General features: G+C 71.5%; 14 protein-coding genes. 4 read left to right on the forward strand and 10 right to left on the reverse strand.

Going from position 1 to position 16266, the window contains the following annotated elements; all coding sequences use genetic code 11:
• Positions 1-264 precede the first annotated feature (264 nt).
• Both ACGFIZ_RS31025 and ACGFIZ_RS31030 read left to right on the forward strand, forming a co-directional pair.
• Entirely contained in the window at positions 265-465 is a 201-nt protein-coding gene (locus tag ACGFIZ_RS31025) for a hypothetical protein (RefSeq protein WP_393425841.1), read from the forward strand.
• Between the two features lie 224 nt (positions 466-689).
• A complete protein-coding gene (locus ACGFIZ_RS31030) occupies positions 690-1214 on the forward strand; it encodes a hypothetical protein (protein ID WP_393425844.1) in 525 nt (174 codons plus the stop codon).
• Between the two features lie 73 nt (positions 1215-1287).
• On the opposite strand, the gene ACGFIZ_RS31035 is transcribed toward ACGFIZ_RS31030, so the two are convergent.
• Entirely contained in the window at positions 1288-2223 is a 936-nt protein-coding gene (locus ACGFIZ_RS31035) for a CU044_5270 family protein (protein ID WP_393425933.1), read from the reverse strand.
• Positions 2224-2234: 11 nt separating this feature from the next.
• Positions 2235-2834 (reverse strand): RNA polymerase sigma factor, encoded by a 600-nt coding sequence (locus ACGFIZ_RS31040; RefSeq protein ID WP_393425847.1) that lies wholly within the window; start codon positions 2832-2834, stop codon positions 2235-2237.
• A gap of 1020 nt (positions 2835-3854) precedes the next feature.
• On the opposite strand from ACGFIZ_RS31040, the gene ltrA reads away from it, so the two are divergent.
• Positions 3855-5318 carry a group II intron reverse transcriptase/maturase gene (ltrA, locus tag ACGFIZ_RS31045; RefSeq protein WP_393425850.1) on the forward strand — a complete coding sequence of 488 codons (1464 nt, stop codon included), beginning with the start codon at positions 3855-3857 and terminating at the stop codon, positions 5316-5318.
• Positions 5319-5581: 263 nt separating this feature from the next.
• Here ltrA and ACGFIZ_RS31050 read toward each other — a convergent pair whose 3' ends face one another.
• Positions 5582-7111: a SulP family inorganic anion transporter gene (locus ACGFIZ_RS31050; RefSeq protein WP_393425853.1), complete on the reverse strand. Its 1530-nt coding sequence runs from the start codon at positions 7109-7111 to the stop codon at positions 5582-5584.
• 278 nt (positions 7112-7389) lie between these two features.
• Here ACGFIZ_RS31050 and ACGFIZ_RS31055 point away from each other — a divergent pair, with 278 nt between their 5' ends.
• Positions 7390-7695, forward strand: a complete 306-nt coding sequence (locus ACGFIZ_RS31055) for a low temperature requirement protein A (protein WP_393425936.1) — start codon at positions 7390-7392, stop codon at positions 7693-7695.
• A gap of 46 nt (positions 7696-7741) precedes the next feature.
• Here the strand turns inward: ACGFIZ_RS31055 and ACGFIZ_RS31060 are convergent, their stop codons facing one another.
• The 7 genes from ACGFIZ_RS31060 to ACGFIZ_RS31090 all read right to left on the reverse strand — a co-directional run bounded on the left by ACGFIZ_RS31060 (position 7742) and on the right by ACGFIZ_RS31090 (position 16164).
• Entirely contained in the window at positions 7742-9112 is a 1371-nt protein-coding gene (locus ACGFIZ_RS31060) for a hypothetical protein (protein WP_393425856.1), read from the reverse strand.
• 251 nt (positions 9113-9363) lie between these two features.
• A complete protein-coding gene (locus tag ACGFIZ_RS31065; protein ID WP_393425858.1) occupies positions 9364-11379 on the reverse strand; it encodes a hypothetical protein in 2016 nt (671 codons plus the stop codon).
• Positions 11380-11947: 568 nt separating this feature from the next.
• Positions 11948-12205 carry a hypothetical protein gene (locus ACGFIZ_RS31070; protein ID WP_393425861.1) on the reverse strand — a complete coding sequence of 86 codons (258 nt, stop codon included), beginning with the start codon at positions 12203-12205 and terminating at the stop codon, positions 11948-11950.
• On the reverse strand, positions 12202-12456 hold the full coding sequence (locus tag ACGFIZ_RS31075; protein WP_393425864.1) for a hypothetical protein: 255 nt from the start codon (positions 12454-12456) through the stop codon (positions 12202-12204). The genes ACGFIZ_RS31070 and ACGFIZ_RS31075 overlap by 4 nt, the downstream gene beginning before the upstream one ends.
• A 5-nt stretch (positions 12457-12461) precedes the next feature.
• A complete protein-coding gene (locus ACGFIZ_RS31080; RefSeq protein WP_393425867.1) occupies positions 12462-13181 on the reverse strand; it encodes a Pycsar system effector family protein in 720 nt (239 codons plus the stop codon).
• A 101-nt stretch (positions 13182-13282) separates the two neighbouring features.
• Positions 13283-13720, reverse strand: coding sequence for a hypothetical protein (locus tag ACGFIZ_RS31085; RefSeq protein ID WP_393425870.1), 438 nt, complete (start codon positions 13718-13720; stop codon positions 13283-13285).
• Between the two features lie 23 nt (positions 13721-13743).
• Positions 13744-16164: a DNA translocase FtsK gene (locus ACGFIZ_RS31090; protein ID WP_393425873.1), complete on the reverse strand. Its 2421-nt coding sequence runs from the start codon at positions 16162-16164 to the stop codon at positions 13744-13746.
• Positions 16165-16266 lie beyond the last annotated feature (102 nt).

Raw genomic sequence — 16266 nt, forward strand, 5'->3', positions numbered from 1 at the left:
CTCAGTTCGAATGATCACGCGGTGGCCGCCTCACGTCTACGTCAAACCGGCTCTGATCTGCAGGTCTGCCGTACACCACTCTGCCGGACGCAACTCCTGACCGACGACCCGGTGTGGGGATTGCACTGCCGGCCGAGTGATAACCGCGATTATCACTCTATTACTTGGCGGTGTCGCCACGTCCCGGCGTCCTGCGGAGCAGGGCGGAGTCAGCCGACCATCCCCCTCTCAAATGGAGAGGTGTGACCACGGAAAGGCTGACCGTTGACCGACCCGACCGCCCGCGGCCTCTGGCTCGCGATCGCCACCCTGACCGCCGTCATCGTCGCCGCCGGCGCCGGCCTGCTCGCCTGGGCCGGCGGCCTCAACCCGCCCACCGCCATCCTCACCGGCGGCGGCGCCTTCGCCGGCACCCTCCTGCTCATCCTCACCGTCGTGCGGTTCACCGCCGGCCAGGCGGAGTAGCACAGACAAAGCCCCGGAAGCTAGGGCAAAGCCGAGAGCTGTAAGAAACTCCACATTTCAACGTACCGATGACTGGCGTCGATCCCGACAACAGCCCTGGCAGGACCCCCTTTGCGAGGCCATGGCGGTAGAGCCAACCAACAGTAAGCGTGACCACACCTTCGGTGACATTGATGTATGTTCGCGTGACCGGGGCGCGATCTTTACTTCCACAGGAGGAATTTGTGCTGCGCAAGTTAGGCATGGCCACGATCCTGGCGTTGACCACTGCGCTGGCCGCGCTGTCGGCCCCTGGTGCCGCGTCCGCCGGTGAGCAGGCAACGGGGGCTCCTAACAGCAACGTCACCTACTGGGTGGAGCAGAACCCGCCGCCGCCTTCGGACCGGGCGCTCAAGGCCGCCGCCGAGATGCAGAAGTCCGTGACGCCGCTGGCCAGCGGGGGCGGCTGCAAGCTCTACGGCGGCGTGCAGCCCTGCATCAGTTGGACCAACAACACGCTCAAGGGCGACTTCTACATCAACTCCTGGAGCGGCGCTGTGTACTACGGCACCGCTCGCGTGTACATCAACGTCAACGGCACGAACCACTACAAGTACACCACCGTAACGGACCACCTCGGCGCCTACCCGGTCGCCCAGCACGCCACGGCGGCCGGGAGCAGCGGGTACGCCTACACCATCGTCGACACCTTCAACCAGAACGGCTCGGTGATCGGGGGCGGCATCAGCCCGTTCCAGTACTGGCCGTAAGCCTCTGACATGAGTGGGGGTGGCCCCAGCCCCGGTGGCCACCCCACTCACTGTCACTGTTCGACGTACGGCGTTACGGGGTTTGTCCGGCGCGGTCGACGATGGCCACGTCCAGGACCACCTCGCGCCGCGTTTGCTGGACGGCGTTCGCGTCCCCCGGCACGACCTGCCAACCGAGGAACTGATAGGTCTGCGGGTCGAAGATGAGGTCGTAGCGGTCGATCTTCCCGGCGAGGGACACTCCGATGCCGGAGCGGCCCGCAGCGTCCGTCACGGCCGGGGACGCGACCACCCCGGGGATCTTCGTGGCCGCCTCGTACAGCGCCGCCCGGGACTGCGCGGGCAGGTATCCACGCCGGATCAGGACCCCCACGTTGGCGAACGTCTGCTCGCTGCTCGCCTCGGCGCCCTCACTCATCCGTTGCAAATAGGTCAGCATGGCGGCGGCATCGGTCGGCAGATCGCTCAGGTAAGCCGGCGTCGGCGTGCACGGCCGGGTCGAGTTCAGCAGGGTGCCGTCCGGTCCCCACTCTGCGGCCCGCCCACCTCGACAGCCCGGGATGACCGTTGACTGCCGTCCGCCGACCGCCGGATCGCTGGTCCAGATCAGGCCGTCGTGGGCGCCGTCGACGGACATCCACGAGCGGGAGATGCTCGTCCCAGCATCGTTCTGCCCGACGACCGGGAAGAAGGTCTTCGTCTCGGTCAGGATGAACTGGTCGGCGCGCGGGGCGGGGGCCTGGTCCGCCCGGGCGGCGTCGGCGGCCCGGTGGAGGATCTCCGCCGCCTGGGCGCTCGCAGCGGGCGGGTTCCCGCCGATGCTGACCACCGAACCGACCAGCAGGGCGAGCACACCCGTCGTGGCCACGGCACCGACCGTGGCCACTCTCCACCGCGCCCGCGCCGATCGCACCGGTCCAGCCGCCCCGGCGATCACACTGCTCACCTGCCCCCGCAGGTACGGTGGCGGCTCCACTGGTTCAAGCAGCGCCCTGACCTGGTCGATCATCTGCCGGTCGTTCACATCGACTCCTCTACCGCTCGTGTCGGATCGCCGCCGCCAAGCGCGCTGCCGAGCTTGCGCCGGGCACGGTTCAGGCGTGAGCGCACCGTCCCGATGGGGATGCCGACGGCACGGGCGGTCTCCTCATAGCTAAGCTCTCCCCACGCGATCAGCAGCAGGACGTCGCGGTCCCTGGCCGGCAGTTCCGCGAGAGCGCGCGCCAAGGGCGCGCGGATCGCGTGGGCCGCCGCTCCAGCCACCACCCGCTCCGCGTGATCGGGCACAACACCGGTCGGCTCGGATCGCGCCATGGCCCGGTAGTGCGCCTGCTCCCGCCGCCAATAGTGCGAGATCTCCTTCGTCAGGATCCCGAACAGCCACGGCCGGGCATCGGGCCGGGAAACGTCGTAGCGGTGCCGTCGCCGGAAGGCGACCAGGAACGTCTCCGACACCACGTCGTCAACGAACTCCGCACCAACTCGCCCGTGTGCGTACCGGTACAGCGCAGCGGAATGCCGGTCGTACAAGACGGTGAACTGGGAGCGGTCAGCCAGCGACGCCCTTACATACCAGGCGTCCGACTCCTGCTCGGCGGCGAGCTGCTGGTCAGCCAGCATGTACGGCACACCGATCAGCTCGCCTCATGTCAGACCCCCTCCAGCACGTACCTGCTCTCACCCATGTATCGCCACCCAGGCCCGTTCGAGTTCACGTGCCCCCACGACAGCCTCGCCCCACCCCCGGCGGTATCCCGACTTGTACGCCGACGACGACGGCGAAGACCCGTTAGACGGCGATGATGACGACGACGAAATGGAGCCGCTCCGGCTGCACTGAACCGCTGTTGACCGTGCTCGTTCCCGGCGATCACGAGTCACGCAGCAGCATGCCAGCGCGCTCAAGATCTACGGCCGGTTTCCGGCGTACTCCGGTCGGCCCCCCACCAGGACGTCGCGCACGAAGTTGCCGAACGGTTCGCGGGTTCGTCGCCGCAGTGGTTGGTGGCCACCGGTTGCCGAATTGGCCTCTACGGGATCAAGTGCGCCACGAGGCGCTGTCTTACCGGATAGGGGTGAAAGACCATCTATCTCCTGGTCATCGTAGTGGCTGGGTGAAGCTGGCGGCAGCCCTGCTCACGGGACGGTGGGTGGGGTGGGAGCAGCCGCGACAAACCCGAGGCGGTCCGGCACTACCGGACGGGCCGGGTTCGGGGAGCGAGACGGGAAGGCATACGAGAGGAACCGGTGTCTGAGGCCTCTTCACGTATAGCCAGCTCCAACCCGGTGGATATGGGCTGGTACGCGGTGCGCACCCCGACCGCCGTCTGCGACGGTCGGGGGAACTCTCGGGAGGTTCTTGATTGCTGGCCTGGGAGGTCACGGTGAAGGTCTACGGCGTAGCCGTGACGATGCCGCAGGGGTACAGCCGGGTGCCTCACCCGTCGACCGGAAGACAGTGAACGTGGGAACCGGCCGCGTCACGCTCCCCAAGCCCGCCCCGCCAGGGCGGCAGCGGCGGGATAGGCGCGTCGCCCGTCGAAGGGCGCGGCTGGGGCGGAGCCGCCGTAGTACTCCGAGCTGGGGAAAGCCCGGCACATGGGGAAGGGCGGCAGTGTGTCAGACAGGGAGAACGCTGCAATGTCCGAAGACACGCCGGTGAACACCGGCGTCAGTTGGCCCGACGAGATTCTCGCTCGGGCGCTGGTACGGAAGATGCAGGTCAAACTGCACCGTTGGGCGGGAGACGACCACTCCCGCCGGTTCACCGATCTGTTCAACCTGGTCCACGATCCGGCGTTTCTCACCGCTGCCTGGCAGCGGGTGAGCACGAACACCGGAGCGCGGACCGCCGGGGTCGATCGGGCCACTGTGTCCTACATCGTCCACCGGATCGGGGTGAGCGCGTTCCTCGACCAGGTCCGGGACCTGCTCAAGTCCGGGCAGTTCCGGCCGACGCCGGTCCGGCAGGTGATGATCCCCAAGCCTTCAGGCAAGGTCCGGAAGCTCGGGATCCCCACCGTCACCGACCGCGTGGTTCAGGCCGCGCTGAAGCTTGTTCTGGAACCGATCTTCGAGGTGGATTTCCTGCCCTGCTCATACGGCTTCCGGCCGATGCGACGGGCGCATGATGCCATCGCGGAGATCCACGCGTTCACCTCCCGCCCCCGCGACTACGAGTGGATCGTGGAAGCCGATATCGCCGCGTGTTTCGACGAGATCGATCACGTGGCGCTGATGGATCGGGTGCGGGTACGCATCAAGGACAAGAAGATCCTCGCCCTGGTCAAAGCGTTCCTCAAGGCCGGAGTCATGACCGGCACCGGTGAACGCCACGACTCGTGGCGGGGCACCCCACAAGGCGGGATCCTGTCACCGCTGCTGGCCAACGTCGCCCTGACCGCGCTGGACGAGCACTTCGACCGGCAGTGGAAAGCCTTCGGTGACGGCAACCAGCGGCACCGGCGGCGGGCACGCGGGCTGGCCACCTGGCGGCTCGTGCGCTACGCCGACGACTTCGTCGTGCTCGTCAAAGGCCACCAGCACCACGCCGAGGCGCTGCTCGACGACATCGCCCAGGTCATCGCCCCGCTCGGGCTACGCCTGGCCGACGACAAGACCCGCGTGGTGCACATCGATCACGGCTTCGACTTCCTCGGGCACACCATCGTGCGCCGCACCAAACGAGGCAGCCACAAGACCTACGTGTTCACCTACCCGTCCCGCAAAGCCATGCGAGCCGTGCGGGACCGGACACGCGAGTGCACCCAGAACAGATCCACCCTCTACCGCGACCTCGACGAGATCCTCCTGACCCTCGGCCGGTCGCTACGAGGCTGGGCCAACTACTTCCGCCACGGCTCGTCCAGCCGCCACTTCCAGCAGGTCGACTACCACGCCTGGAAACGCATCGGCGCCTGGATACGCCGCAAGCACCACCCCATCCCCTGGCGGGAGGTCCGCCACCGGTTCACCCACGGCGGGCGGTACGCCCACAACGGGATCACCTTCCATGGCGCAACCAGCGTCAAGATCGAACGCTACCGCTACCGCGGCAGCAAGATCCCCAACCCCTGGACCACCACGACAACCACCACAACGTGATCAACGGGCAAGACACACGGAGAGCCGGATGCGGGGACAACCCGCACGTCCGGTTCGGGAGGGCGGCCAGCGGAAACGGACCGAGAGCAATCCCGGCACCGCGCCGCTGGCCGACCCCACGGCGGCCCCACGGGGCCGCTCGCACCGCCGACTGGGGTGCGCACAGCCAGCCGATCCGCTGGCGCTACCGTCCGGCCGTGCCGATGCCGTCGGCTGGCACGAAATTGGGTGGGGTTGGGCAAGCGTGTCTCGCGCTCGCCGCGCTACGAACCGTCCCATGCGAGATCCGGAGAACTCCGACCCAGAGTTCCGCAGCGGGGGGTGCGTTTGCCGGTGCCGAGCCCGTCGGATGCCGCACGGTGGAACCAAGAGTCGTGTATTTCGCTGATGTGGACCTGACCGCCGGCTCGCGTGTAGGACTCCTGCCAGTCGCGGATGGTTTCGTAGGCGCCGTGGTCGAGATAATCAAGATGCAGTTCGAGTTCGACGTACTGAGCGGCGGGTAGCGCGGCAAGTCGGCGGGTGAGCCGCTCGGAGGCGATGAACGCGAGGGTTCCGGTGATCGACACGAGCCAGGTGCCGGATGCCGGTTGGGTGGTCCGGATTTCGCACCGGGCCAACCGCCACAGCATGAAGATTACCGCCGTCGCCATGCCCAGCCCGACCCCGGTGAGCAGGTCCGTCGCGGTCACGCCGACCGCGGTGATCAGATAGATGGGAAGTTCCCGGTGCCGGGCGTACGTGCGGATCTGAGCGAGGCTCACCAGCCGCAAGCCGACCACCACGAGGACGGCGGCGAGCGCGGCCATCGGGATCATTTCCAACCATGCGGCGCCGACCAACACGAACCCGGCGATCCAGACGCCGTGCAGGATGGCCGAGGTGCGGGTGCGGGCGCCGGCCGCGACATTGGTCGAGCTTCGCACGATAACGCCGGTGACTGGGAGACCGCCGAGCGTGCCGGAGACGGCGTTCGCGGTGCCCTGAGCGATGAGTTCACGGTTGAGGTTGGCGCGGGGGCCGTCGTGCATCCGATCAACGGCTACCGCTGAAAGCAGGGATTCCACGCTCGCTACCAGGGCGATGGTGATGACAGCCACGGTGATTTCCCGCAGCGGCGCGTCCGGCCAGCGGGCGAAGGTCAGTTCACTCAGCGGCTCGGCGGGCAGGTCCACCCGATCCACGTCGGCGCCCCGGGCCGCCGCGACCAAAGTGGCGGCAACCACGGCGATCAGCGCCGCCGGCAGCAAGGTGGTTTTGACTAGACGTGGCCAAATCAGCAACAGTGCGATGGTCAGCGCGCCGAGTACCACGGACACGCTGTGGTGACCGACGACTTGGCCGGGCAGGTCACGCAGATTCGCCCACACAGAGCTTTGTGGCGCACCACCGAGCACCACGTGGATCTGGCTCAGCGCGATGACCAAACCGATGCCGGCGAGCATGCCGTGCACGACTGCTGGCGACAGAGCGAGCGCTGCCCGGCCGAGGCGGGTGATGCCCAGCAGGATCTGCATCAGGCCGGCGACGGCCACGATCGCGGCGGTACCGGCGAAGCCGAACTCGACGATGGTACCCGCGACGATCACGGTGAGGCCGGCCGCCGGCCCGCTGACCTGCAGCGGGGCGCCGCTGAGTGCGCCAGCGACGATACCGCCCACGACGGCGGCGACCAGCCCGGCCAGCAGCGGCGCCCCGGACGCCGCAGCGATACCTAGGGATAACGGGATCGCAATCAGAAAGACCACGATCGACGCGGGAAAATCGTGCCGAAACGACTTCAAGACCGACATCTTTGAAAAGTACTTACCCAGTGTGAAGGCAATGTTACGAGTAATTACCACCCGGCCCTTCGTGCAGGAGGGCATCAAGGCGCTGGCGCCGGTGGTCGGCCCAGCGGCAAGCCGCCCCGGCCCGGCCTGCGGCCAGCCGGCTCGTCAACGAGGGCGCACACGCTGACCGACACCCTCAAATCGTCGAACCAACCAAACCGGCTCGGCCGGCGGGCGGCGGACGCCCACCTGGTGATGGTGGCCGGAGTCGTCGTCACCTCCGTCGGCTACCGGCCGTCATCGACCAGCCGACCGGGCACACGCCAATCTCGTGGCTCCTGGTCATCCTCGGCGGACCGGCACTGTTCCTCGCCGGCCGCGCCCGCTTCGAGTACACCGTGTACGCCGGCGTGTCCCCGACCCGGCCGATCGGCGTGCTGGTGCTGGGAGCTCTCGTGGCACCCCTGCTCCTCGCGCCGCCGCTGGTGGCCGCCGCCGCGGTGGTCGTCGTGCTGACCGGCATCGCGCTGGCAGACGCGCTGCGCGTCCGGCATCGGCCGCCGGCCCACCCCTCCCCGCCATCCCATTACCGCCCAGCGAAGTAGACGACCCAGGGGTCGGGGGCCGGGGGACCGCTGGTCGTGCCGGGGGTCAGTCCGACTGGTTGACGCGGGCCAGGTCGGCGCGGGCCTGGTCGAGCTGGGCTTGGATCTGGTCGGCCCGGGTCGCAGCGGCGCCAGTGGCGGCCTCCTGCCGGATCGCTTCGGCGCGGGCGTCCTGGGCGGCCTGTTCGGCGGCGCGCCGGTCGGTGTGGAGCTGGTCGACCTGGCGGCGTACCTCGGCCAGGGCGGCCCGTGCGGCGCGCAGGTCGGCTTCGGCGTCGTGGCGGGCTGTCTCGGACTCGGCGAGGGCGGTGCGGGCGGTGTCCCGTTCGGCGGTGGCCGCCGCGGCGGCGGTGGCGGCCTGCTCGGCGCGCTGCTCGGCGGTGGCGCGGGCGGCGTCGGTGGCGCGGGCCTGCGCCTGCGTGTCGGCCAGGTCCCGGCGCAGGACAGCGTTCTGCTCGGCCTGGTCGGTGGCGCGGGCCTCGGCGGTCTCGGCGCGGCCGGTCGCGGCGGCCAGGTCCACGCGCAGCCGCTCGATGGTGGTGCGGGCGGTGTCGAGCTGGGCGCGCAGGTCGGCCACCTCGCCGGCGAGACGGACGCTCTCGGCGCGGGCGGCGTCGCGTTCGGCGGTGACGGTGGCGGCGGTGGCCTCGGCCCGGTCCGCGCGGGCCTGCTCGGCGCGGCCGGTCTTTTCCGCGGCGCGGAGTTCGCCGGTGAGGGTCTTGACCTCGGCGCGGGCGTCGCGCAGCTGGGCGCGCACGTCGTCGTGCTGGGCCTCCAGCGCGCGGCGGCGTTCGACCTCCCGCGCGGCGGTCGCCGCGCGGGCCTCCGCCTCGGCCTCGGCGCGCCCTTGGGCCTTGCGGGCCTCAGCGACGTCCTGGGCGGCGCGGGCGACCGCGTCCGCGGCGTCCCGCTCGGCCGTGGTGGCGCGGGCGACGGCGGCGTGCCGCTCGGTCTGCGCCGCCGCGCGTTCCCGCTCCGCGTGGTGGGCGGTGTTGAGGGCCTGGTCCCGCTCGGCTTCGGCGGCCTGGGCGCGCTCGACGGCGGCCGTCATCGCGGTCTCGGCCTCGGCGATGCGGGCCAGGGCGCCGGCCTCGACCTCTTGCACCGCCGGGAGTACCGGATCCAGGCGGGCGGTCAGCGCGGTGATCGCCGGCACCAGGTCGCCGGCCACGGCGCGGAACGCCGTCAGCGGGGCGTCGAGGCCGGTGGCCAGCTCGGCCGCGCGTTCTGCGGCGGCCATCTCCTTGCACGTCCGGTTGCCCGGCTGCCACCGCCGGTCCTTGCAGAACTCCTGGGGCCTGCCGAGCCCGCTGTAGACCAGCGTCGCGCCGCACACGCTGTAGCCGCACCGCCGCTCACGCGGCCCGGACTCCGACCCTGGAACAGCCGATCCGGACACCTTCACCTCGTTATCCATACCAACATCCTACACTATTACTTTCGCAAAACTCATAAGACTTACGGAGTTTTTGAAAGTCATAAGTATCTGATCTTGATACTTTGGCGGTTGCCCGTCAGAAATGAACGCGCGATTTAAGGCTGTTCAGAGCGACGTGCGCGGCTTTTGATCTCGGTCCGAGGGGATTAGGTAAGGGCGGACCGTTGATTGGTGGGATATTGGCTCTGAGCCGGTTCGTGGCCCCGGGCGGCGTGCCGGCAGGGCTCCGGTCAGTGCTCCAGGTCGCGCGGCAGGCCGGCGCCGGGCTGCGCCACCTCGGGCCACTCGCACTCGGCCGCGGTGGTGTCGAGCAGCGCGGCGCGGTCGGTGCGGCGCAGGTGTCCGGAGGTGCGGGCGCGGATCGCGGCGAGCGCCGCCTCGGCCGCCGGGCTGCGGCGGCCGGACTGGACGGCGGCCTGGTCGCGGTCGTCCTGGTCGGCGCGTGCCGCGTTCTGGTGCGCGCGCTGCGCGGCGGCCTGCGCGGCGACCAGGGCCCGGCCGTGCTCGGCGTGCCGGCGGGCCGGGTGCGGCGGCGCCACCGGTCCGGTCAGCGCGTCCTCGAGCACCGCCCGCAGGTACGCCACCGGGCTGTCGGGCTCGACCAGCAGCGGACGCGGCCGGGCCCGCCGCACCCAGGCGTCCAGGGCCTCGGCCGTCCAGTCCGGACCCAGCGCGGCGCCCAGCGTCGCGGCGACCCGGGGCAGGGAAGCGCCGCGCAGCCACACCCACCGGGCCTGAACGGCCCGTGCGAGGCCGTACGCCCACCCCGACCACTCAGGACGTGCACGGACCGCCGGTGACGCGTCATGCGCGCTCTGGGCCGGCCTAGGACGCTGTGCACGCGGTGACCCGGCACCCCCCGGACGAACCGCTCGACCTCCGTTAGTCGATGAGCGCGAAGCGCGCTTCTCCCGCCGGCCCTGCCGGCCCCGCGACGCAGCGGGAGCGATCGGCGGTGAGAGCAGTAAACCCCGAGACAAGCAGGAACTTAAGTACTCACCTTGAGACACCATGTGGGGGGGGAACAAATTACCGACATCGATGGACGCGCCGGGGTGGCCGACGGCCACGCCAACTCGGGTCCGAACCCGCTCCACGGTGGTGGCCACCGCCGCCCGCAGCTCCTGGCGGCGCCGTTCCTCCGGCCGCTCGGTCCAGCCGCCGCAGCGGGCGCGCAGCCCGTCCAGCTCGTCCTGGGCGGCCTGCAGAAGCTCCCCGGCATGCTCCAGCAGGTCCGCCAGGATCGCCCGCGCGGCGTCGATGTGAGCGGCCCGGGCGGCGACGTCGCCGCGGTGCAACGGCGCCAGGTCGTAGACGGCGCGGTCCTGGGCGCGGCCCGTCTCGACCCGCTCAGCCAGGCTCAACCGCCGGCCCACCTGCACGCGCGTCGCCCAACCCAACGCGGTCGCCCGCGACCAGGCGGCCGTCACCGCCCGCTCCGTGCAGCCGGCCAACTCCGCGCACCGGGCCCGGCCCGGCATCGCCCGCCGCCCCGACCGCCAGTCCGCGTCCACCGCCAGTACGCCGGCGACCCGGGGCAGGGCGCCCGGGCGGCCCCGGGTCGTCGACCGGGCCGCCGCCTCACGGGCAAGCAGATCCGCCAGCAGCTCCACCGCCCGGGCCTGGCCCCGGTCCAGCACCGCCCGCAGCCGGTCCACCCACGCGGCCAGCTCGTCGACGCGCTCCTGGGCCCGCTCCGTCTCCGCGATCCGGTCGAACTCGGCGGCCACCGCGGCGGCCTCGGCCGCGTCGGCGCGCTCCTGGGCGGCGCGGGCCTCAGCGATGTGCGACCAGCCGCACAGCCAGCACTCCGGCACCGGCCACGCCGACCCGCACACCGCGCACCCGGCCGGCACCTCGACGTCCAGGCGCTCGCGCAATTCGGCCACCAGCCGCCGGCGCTCCACCACCGCGGCGCGGTCGGTGCGGCCACGCCAACACGGCATACACAGCGGGTCCGACCCCACCCCGTCCCGGGAGACGCCCTGCCGGTCCACGCCGGCCGCCGCGCACCGCACACACGCGGTCTGCTGACCGGTCGGGTAGACCGGCCGCCGGCGGGCCTGCGCGGGAACGCCGATGCGGAGCTGCCCCGACCGGTCGGCATCGAGGACCAGGCGCTCGTCGACCAGGTGCGTCCGGCACCGGGACCGGCCCTGCACCACCGGCACCGGCTGACCCAGCGCGTAGCAGGACGGACACCAACCCAGCTCAACCAAACGCGCGGCATCCAGGACAGCGGTCACCGGCCCACCGCCTCAGCGGCGGCGCCGAGGGAGACAGACGTGAGCAGGCCTGACACGCCGGACCAGCCAGAAGGCTTACGTCCTACCCGCCGGGCAGACGCAGTCTGAGCTGCGTCAACGGAAGATGAGGTTGGGCGCAAGCAGACGTCAGATGAGGCTGGGCGCAAGCAGACGTCGCCGCGACACGCGGAAACCGTGTCTAGAGACAACACTGCACCCAGCCCGGAGGTGGGTGCTATGGTGTCCTCCGAGCTTGTTGGAGCCTCAAACCCTGCGCGCGGCCAAACGAACAGGGGTTTGGGGCTCTCTTGCTGTCTGCAGTTAGGGGTTGAGCGCGGGCACTCCCTCAAGATCAAAGCCTGGGTGTAACCCGTGGATCTTACGGTGCTTCGCGTACTGCCAAGGGCAGCAACACGCGCCGATCCAAAACTGTCCTGTGTAGACCTGCAGCCGGACTGGTTGCATATCGGGACAACACGGGCAGCCATGGACGGCAAGGGAATTGCAGCGTGTGCGTTGTAACGGGCGACCCATCGACCCAGGCCGCCCGTACAGCGAAAAGAAGTGCTCACGCGGGCAGGTGGATGGTGTCGCAGTACAGGGCGATGCCGTCGCCGTCGTGGACGTACAGCTCCCCGTACCGGTCGGTGGGCCCGTCGATCGCGGCGAGCAGTTTCTCGGCCTGCCGGCAGGCCGCGTTGACATCGGTGGCCGTGTAGTAGACAACGGCTTGCGGGTTGTCGGGCTCGGGGTCGGTGACGACGTCCAGGCGGTACTCGTCGGTGGCGCCGACGACGTACGTGTCGAACGGGCGGCGGCCGGTCATCGGCTCACCGCCTGAGGGCTGAAGGCGGCCGGCGCCGGCGTCCGGGTGAACGCTAGGGCTGGACGGGAAAATGCAGGCTGGCGAGTGCGGGTGTGCCCTGGTCGGGGAGCGCCTGCAGCATATGAACTGCGCCGTAAGTCGATCAGGTGCCAGCGGCCGTCCAGGGGCAGGCCGAGCACGGTGCGGGCGGTGGCGAACAGCTCGTAGGCGTCTACGCGGTCCAGCACGACGAGGGTGGTGGTCATGGTCATCGCGATTACCTGGCCCAGATCGCCAGGGCGGCGGTGACGGCCGCGCCGGCGTACCCGGCCAGCAGCAGCGGCATCGCCCGCAAGATGGCGGTGTACTTGGCGCGGGTGGCGCGGGAGAGCCACCACAGCTCCCGGGCGCGGGTCAGCGCGGTCATCTGCGGGGCCTGGTCGGCGTCTCCGCTGGCGAGGCGGGCGAGGACGTCCTGGGCGGTGTCGGCGTCGGCGTAGGCGACGAACCCGAAGTCGCCGCCCAGGCGGGGGCGGGAGGCCAGCAGCAGCAGGACCACCGCGGCGAGCACCACCACGGTGGTGGCCGCGCCGGCCGCGAGCGCGGCCGGGGAGAGGTGCCCGCCGGCCCCGGCGCCGCCGAGCACGGCCAGGCCGGCGCCGAGCAGCACCCCGGCCATCTGCAGGTAGCCCGACGCCTTGGGGTCGATGCGGGCCAACTCGGCGCGGACGGTGGCCACCTCGGCGTCGAGTGCGGCGGTGGCGGTGCCTCGGCCGCAGGCGGAGGCGTGCGCGCCGGCGCGGGCGAGGATCTCCAGTTGCGAGAAGGTGCTGTCGGCGTGGCCGCAGCCGGTGCAGCGGGAGGTGCTGTTGGCGATGCTGGCGGAGATCTCGACCAGCACGGCGTGCGCGCCGGCGGTGGGGATCTGGAAGTGGCGGCGTTGTCCGTGCGGGTCACGGGTGGCTGGCGTACGTCGCGCCGAGGTAGGTCGGGTCACCCGGGTCGGGCACCATGGTGGTAGCTCCTGTCGTCTGTTGCGGATGGGGGGAGTGGCGGGCGGCCCCGGGCTTGGTAGGCGGTGGGGCCGCCCGCGCGGCGTTATCGGCTGGTCGGGGCGTAGACGGGGGAGTCGGGGCGCGGGTATGCCTCCGCGCGGCAGAAGGCGTCGTAGCCGCACCAGTCCCAGGCGGTAGTGCCGGGGCGCAGCGGGGCGGTGCGGGGGTCGGTGAGGATCTGCTCGGCGTCGTCGGTCCAGTCGATGCCGGTGGCGATCGCGGCGACGGCGGCCTGGTCGATGTGGCGGGCGCACAGCTGCTGCGCGACGGCGAGGCCGCTGGGCAGGTGGGCGAGGTTGTAGCGGCCGTCGAGGCGCTGCCCGTCCTGGATGGTGACGTGCACGGCCAGGCCGGGCGCGACCGGCCAGCCGGTGACGATCACCTGGCTGACGCGGGGCTCGTCGGCGGCGTCGGTGTCGGTCATCTGGATCCGCACCGGAACGGTCATCGCAGTGGTGCTGGGGGTCGTGGCGGTCGTCATGCGGGGGTTCCTCCTGTCGGTGGTCAGCGGCGGGTGCCGCTGCGCGGGAAGGGCAGCACCGTGGCGGTGCGCCCGTCCGGGTCGGTGGGGGAGTCGCCGCCGAGGGCGGCGAGCAGGTCGGGCAGCTCGTCGGGACGCACGAGGACCTCGCGCGCCTTGGAGCCTTCGGAGGGGCCGACCACGCGCATCTGGTCCAGCTGGTCCATGAGCCGGCCGGCCTTGGCGAAGCCGATGCGCAGCTTGCGCTGCAGCATCGAGGTCGACCCGAACTGGCTGGTGACGATCAGTTCGGCGGCCTCGCGCAGCAGGGCCCGCTCGTCGTCATCGAGCCCGTCGACCACCGCGGTGTTCACCGGTGCCGGGGTCTCGGCGGCCGGCGGTGCGACGGCGGCGGCCGGGGCGGCGGGCTGTCCACCGGTGGTGGCCTGGCCACGCCAGTGCGCGACGACGGCGGCCACCTCGGCGTCGGACACCCACGCGCCCTGGATCCGAACCGGGGTGGAGGCGCCCATGGGCAGGAACAGCCCGTCACCGCGGCCGAGCAGCTTCTCCGCGCCGGGCTGGTCGAGGATGACCCGGGAGTCGGTCAGCGAGCTGGTGGCGAACGCGAGCCGGGACGGCACGTTGGCCTTGATCAGCCCGGTCACCACGTCCACGCTCGGGCGCTGGGTCGCGAGGACCAGGTGGATGCCGGCGGCGCGGGCGAGCTGGGTGATCCGCACGACGGCGTCTTCGACGTCGCGGGGGGCGACCATCATCAGGTCGGCCAACTCGTCGACCACGACCACCAGGTACGGGTACGGCTCCAGGCTGCGCTCGCTGCCGGCCGGCGCGGTGATCTCACCGGCGCGGACCTTGCGGTTGAACTCGTCGACGTGCCGGACGCCGTGGGCGGCCATGTCGTCGTAGCGCATGTCCATCTCCCGCACGACCCAGTCGAGGGCGTCTGCGGCCTTGCGCGGGTTGGTGACGATCGGGGTGACCAGGTGCGGGATGCCGGCGTAGGCGGTCAGCTCGACGCGCTTGGGGTCGATCAGCAGCAGCCGCACCTCGGCCGGCGTCGCCCGGGTCAGGATCGACACGAGCAGGGTGTTCAGGCAGCCGGACTTCCCGGCGCCGGTGGCGCCGCCCAGGAGCAGGTGCGGCATGGTCGCGAGGTTCGCGGTGACGGCCTTGCCGTCGATGTCCTTGCCCAGGCCGACCAGCAGGCGGTGCCCGTCGCGGGCGGCGCGGGAGCGGATGACGTCGCCGAGGGTCACGACCTCCCGGTCCGGGTTGGGCACCTCCACGCCGACGGCGCTCTTGCCCGGGATCGGGGACAGCAGCCGCACCTCGGGCTGGCCGACGATGTAGGCGAAGTTCTTCGCCAGGCCGATGACCTTCTCGACCTTCACCCCGGCGCCGATGGTGATCTCGTAGCGGGTGACGGTCGGCCCGCGGTGCGCGCCGGACACCTTGCCGCTGACCTTGAAGTCGTCCAGGACGCCCTGCAGGGCCTGCTTGACGGTGTCGGTGGCCGCGGTGCGCCGCTGCGGCGGGTCACCAGCCGCCAGGAGGCTCAGCGGCGGCAGTTCGTAGCCACCCGCCGTCACAGGCGTCGCGGCGGCGGCCGTCGCCGGCGTGGCCACCATGGCCGGGCCGGCGGGCTGGCGGCGCGGGCGCGGCGGCTGAGGCGCGGATTCCGCGGAATCGAACACCGGGGCAGGGCTCGCCGCCGCGGCGGCCGGGCGCGGCGCGGCCGGCACGTCGTCGACGTCGTCAGGGTCGACGAACCGGTCGAGGTCGACGTCGGCGGCGGCGGGCAGCTGGGCGCGGCGGTGGCGGGCGGCGGCGATGGTGGTCACCACGGCGACCGGGGTAATGCCGGTGGCGGCGGTGAGCCCGGCGGCGATCAGGCCGACCAGGACCGGGGCCGCGCCCCACGCGCTGAGCAGCGCGTCGAGTGCGCCGGTGATCCGGCCGAGCAGTCCGCCCGCGTCGGCGGCGGCCAGGTCCAGAAGGCCGGCCAGGCCGGCGGCGGTGAGCAGGGTGCCGGCGGCCTGGGCGAGGATCCGCACGGTGTGGGTGCCGGCGGGATGGCGCATCGCCTGGATGGCCAGCCAGAGCAGGGGCAGCGGCGCGACAACGGCGAGCTCGCCGAGCAGGCCCTGGGCGATGCCGGCCGGGACATCCAGGAGCCGGCCGGGCAGCCCGGCGGGGTGGGTCCACACCGCGGCGGCGGTGACGACGCCGGTCAGCAGCAGGGCGAGGCCGGCGTGGTCGTGGCCGGGCAGGTCGACGCCGGGGGTGCGGTGCGGGCTGGGCAGCTTGCGGGCAGCCCGGCCGGCGGCGGCCGCGGTGGCGTGCCAGGCTGCGCGGGCGGCCAGGCCGGCGCGGCGGGCGAACTCGGCGCCGTGGTCGACCTCGTCCTGCTTTTTGCGGGGGCGGCGGGCGGTGCTGGCCATCGGGGGTCTCCTTGTCCGGACCAGGTGTGCGGCAGGGGGGTCGGGGGTGGGCGTGGCGGCCACCGCGAGAGCCGACCCCGGTGCGGTCGGCTGTCACGGAGG

Origin of the sequence: Micromonospora sp. NPDC048830, assembly GCF_043198215.1 — a bacterium.
In the GTDB taxonomy this organism is placed as follows: Bacteria; Actinomycetota; Actinomycetes; order Mycobacteriales; family Micromonosporaceae; genus Micromonospora.

What these genes read in the sequence shown, in the direction of transcription:
- ACGFIZ_RS31035 (WP_393425933.1), bottom strand. Translation starts at nt 2,223, where the DNA reads ATGATCGACCAGGTCAGGGCGCTGCTTGAACCAGTGGAGCCGCCACCG.
- ACGFIZ_RS31085 (WP_393425870.1), bottom strand. Translation starts at nt 13,720, where the DNA reads ATGACGACCGCCACGACCCCCAGCACCACTGCGATGACCGTTCCGGTG.
- ACGFIZ_RS31090 (WP_393425873.1), bottom strand. Translation starts at nt 16,164, where the DNA reads ATGGCCAGCACCGCCCGCCGCCCCCGCAAAAAGCAGGACGAGGTCGAC.
- ACGFIZ_RS31060 (WP_393425856.1), bottom strand. Translation starts at nt 9,112, where the DNA reads ATGGATAACGAGGTGAAGGTGTCCGGATCGGCTGTTCCAGGGTCGGAG.
- ACGFIZ_RS31075 (WP_393425864.1), bottom strand. Translation starts at nt 12,456, where the DNA reads ATGACCATGACCACCACCCTCGTCGTGCTGGACCGCGTAGACGCCTAC.
- ltrA (WP_393425850.1), top strand. Translation starts at nt 3,855, where the DNA reads ATGTCCGAAGACACGCCGGTGAACACCGGCGTCAGTTGGCCCGACGAG.
- ACGFIZ_RS31070 (WP_393425861.1), bottom strand. Translation starts at nt 12,205, where the DNA reads ATGACCGGCCGCCGCCCGTTCGACACGTACGTCGTCGGCGCCACCGAC.
- ACGFIZ_RS31040 (WP_393425847.1), bottom strand. Translation starts at nt 2,834, where the DNA reads ATGCTGGCTGACCAGCAGCTCGCCGCCGAGCAGGAGTCGGACGCCTGG.
- ACGFIZ_RS31050 (WP_393425853.1), bottom strand. Translation starts at nt 7,111, where the DNA reads ATGTCGGTCTTGAAGTCGTTTCGGCACGATTTTCCCGCGTCGATCGTG.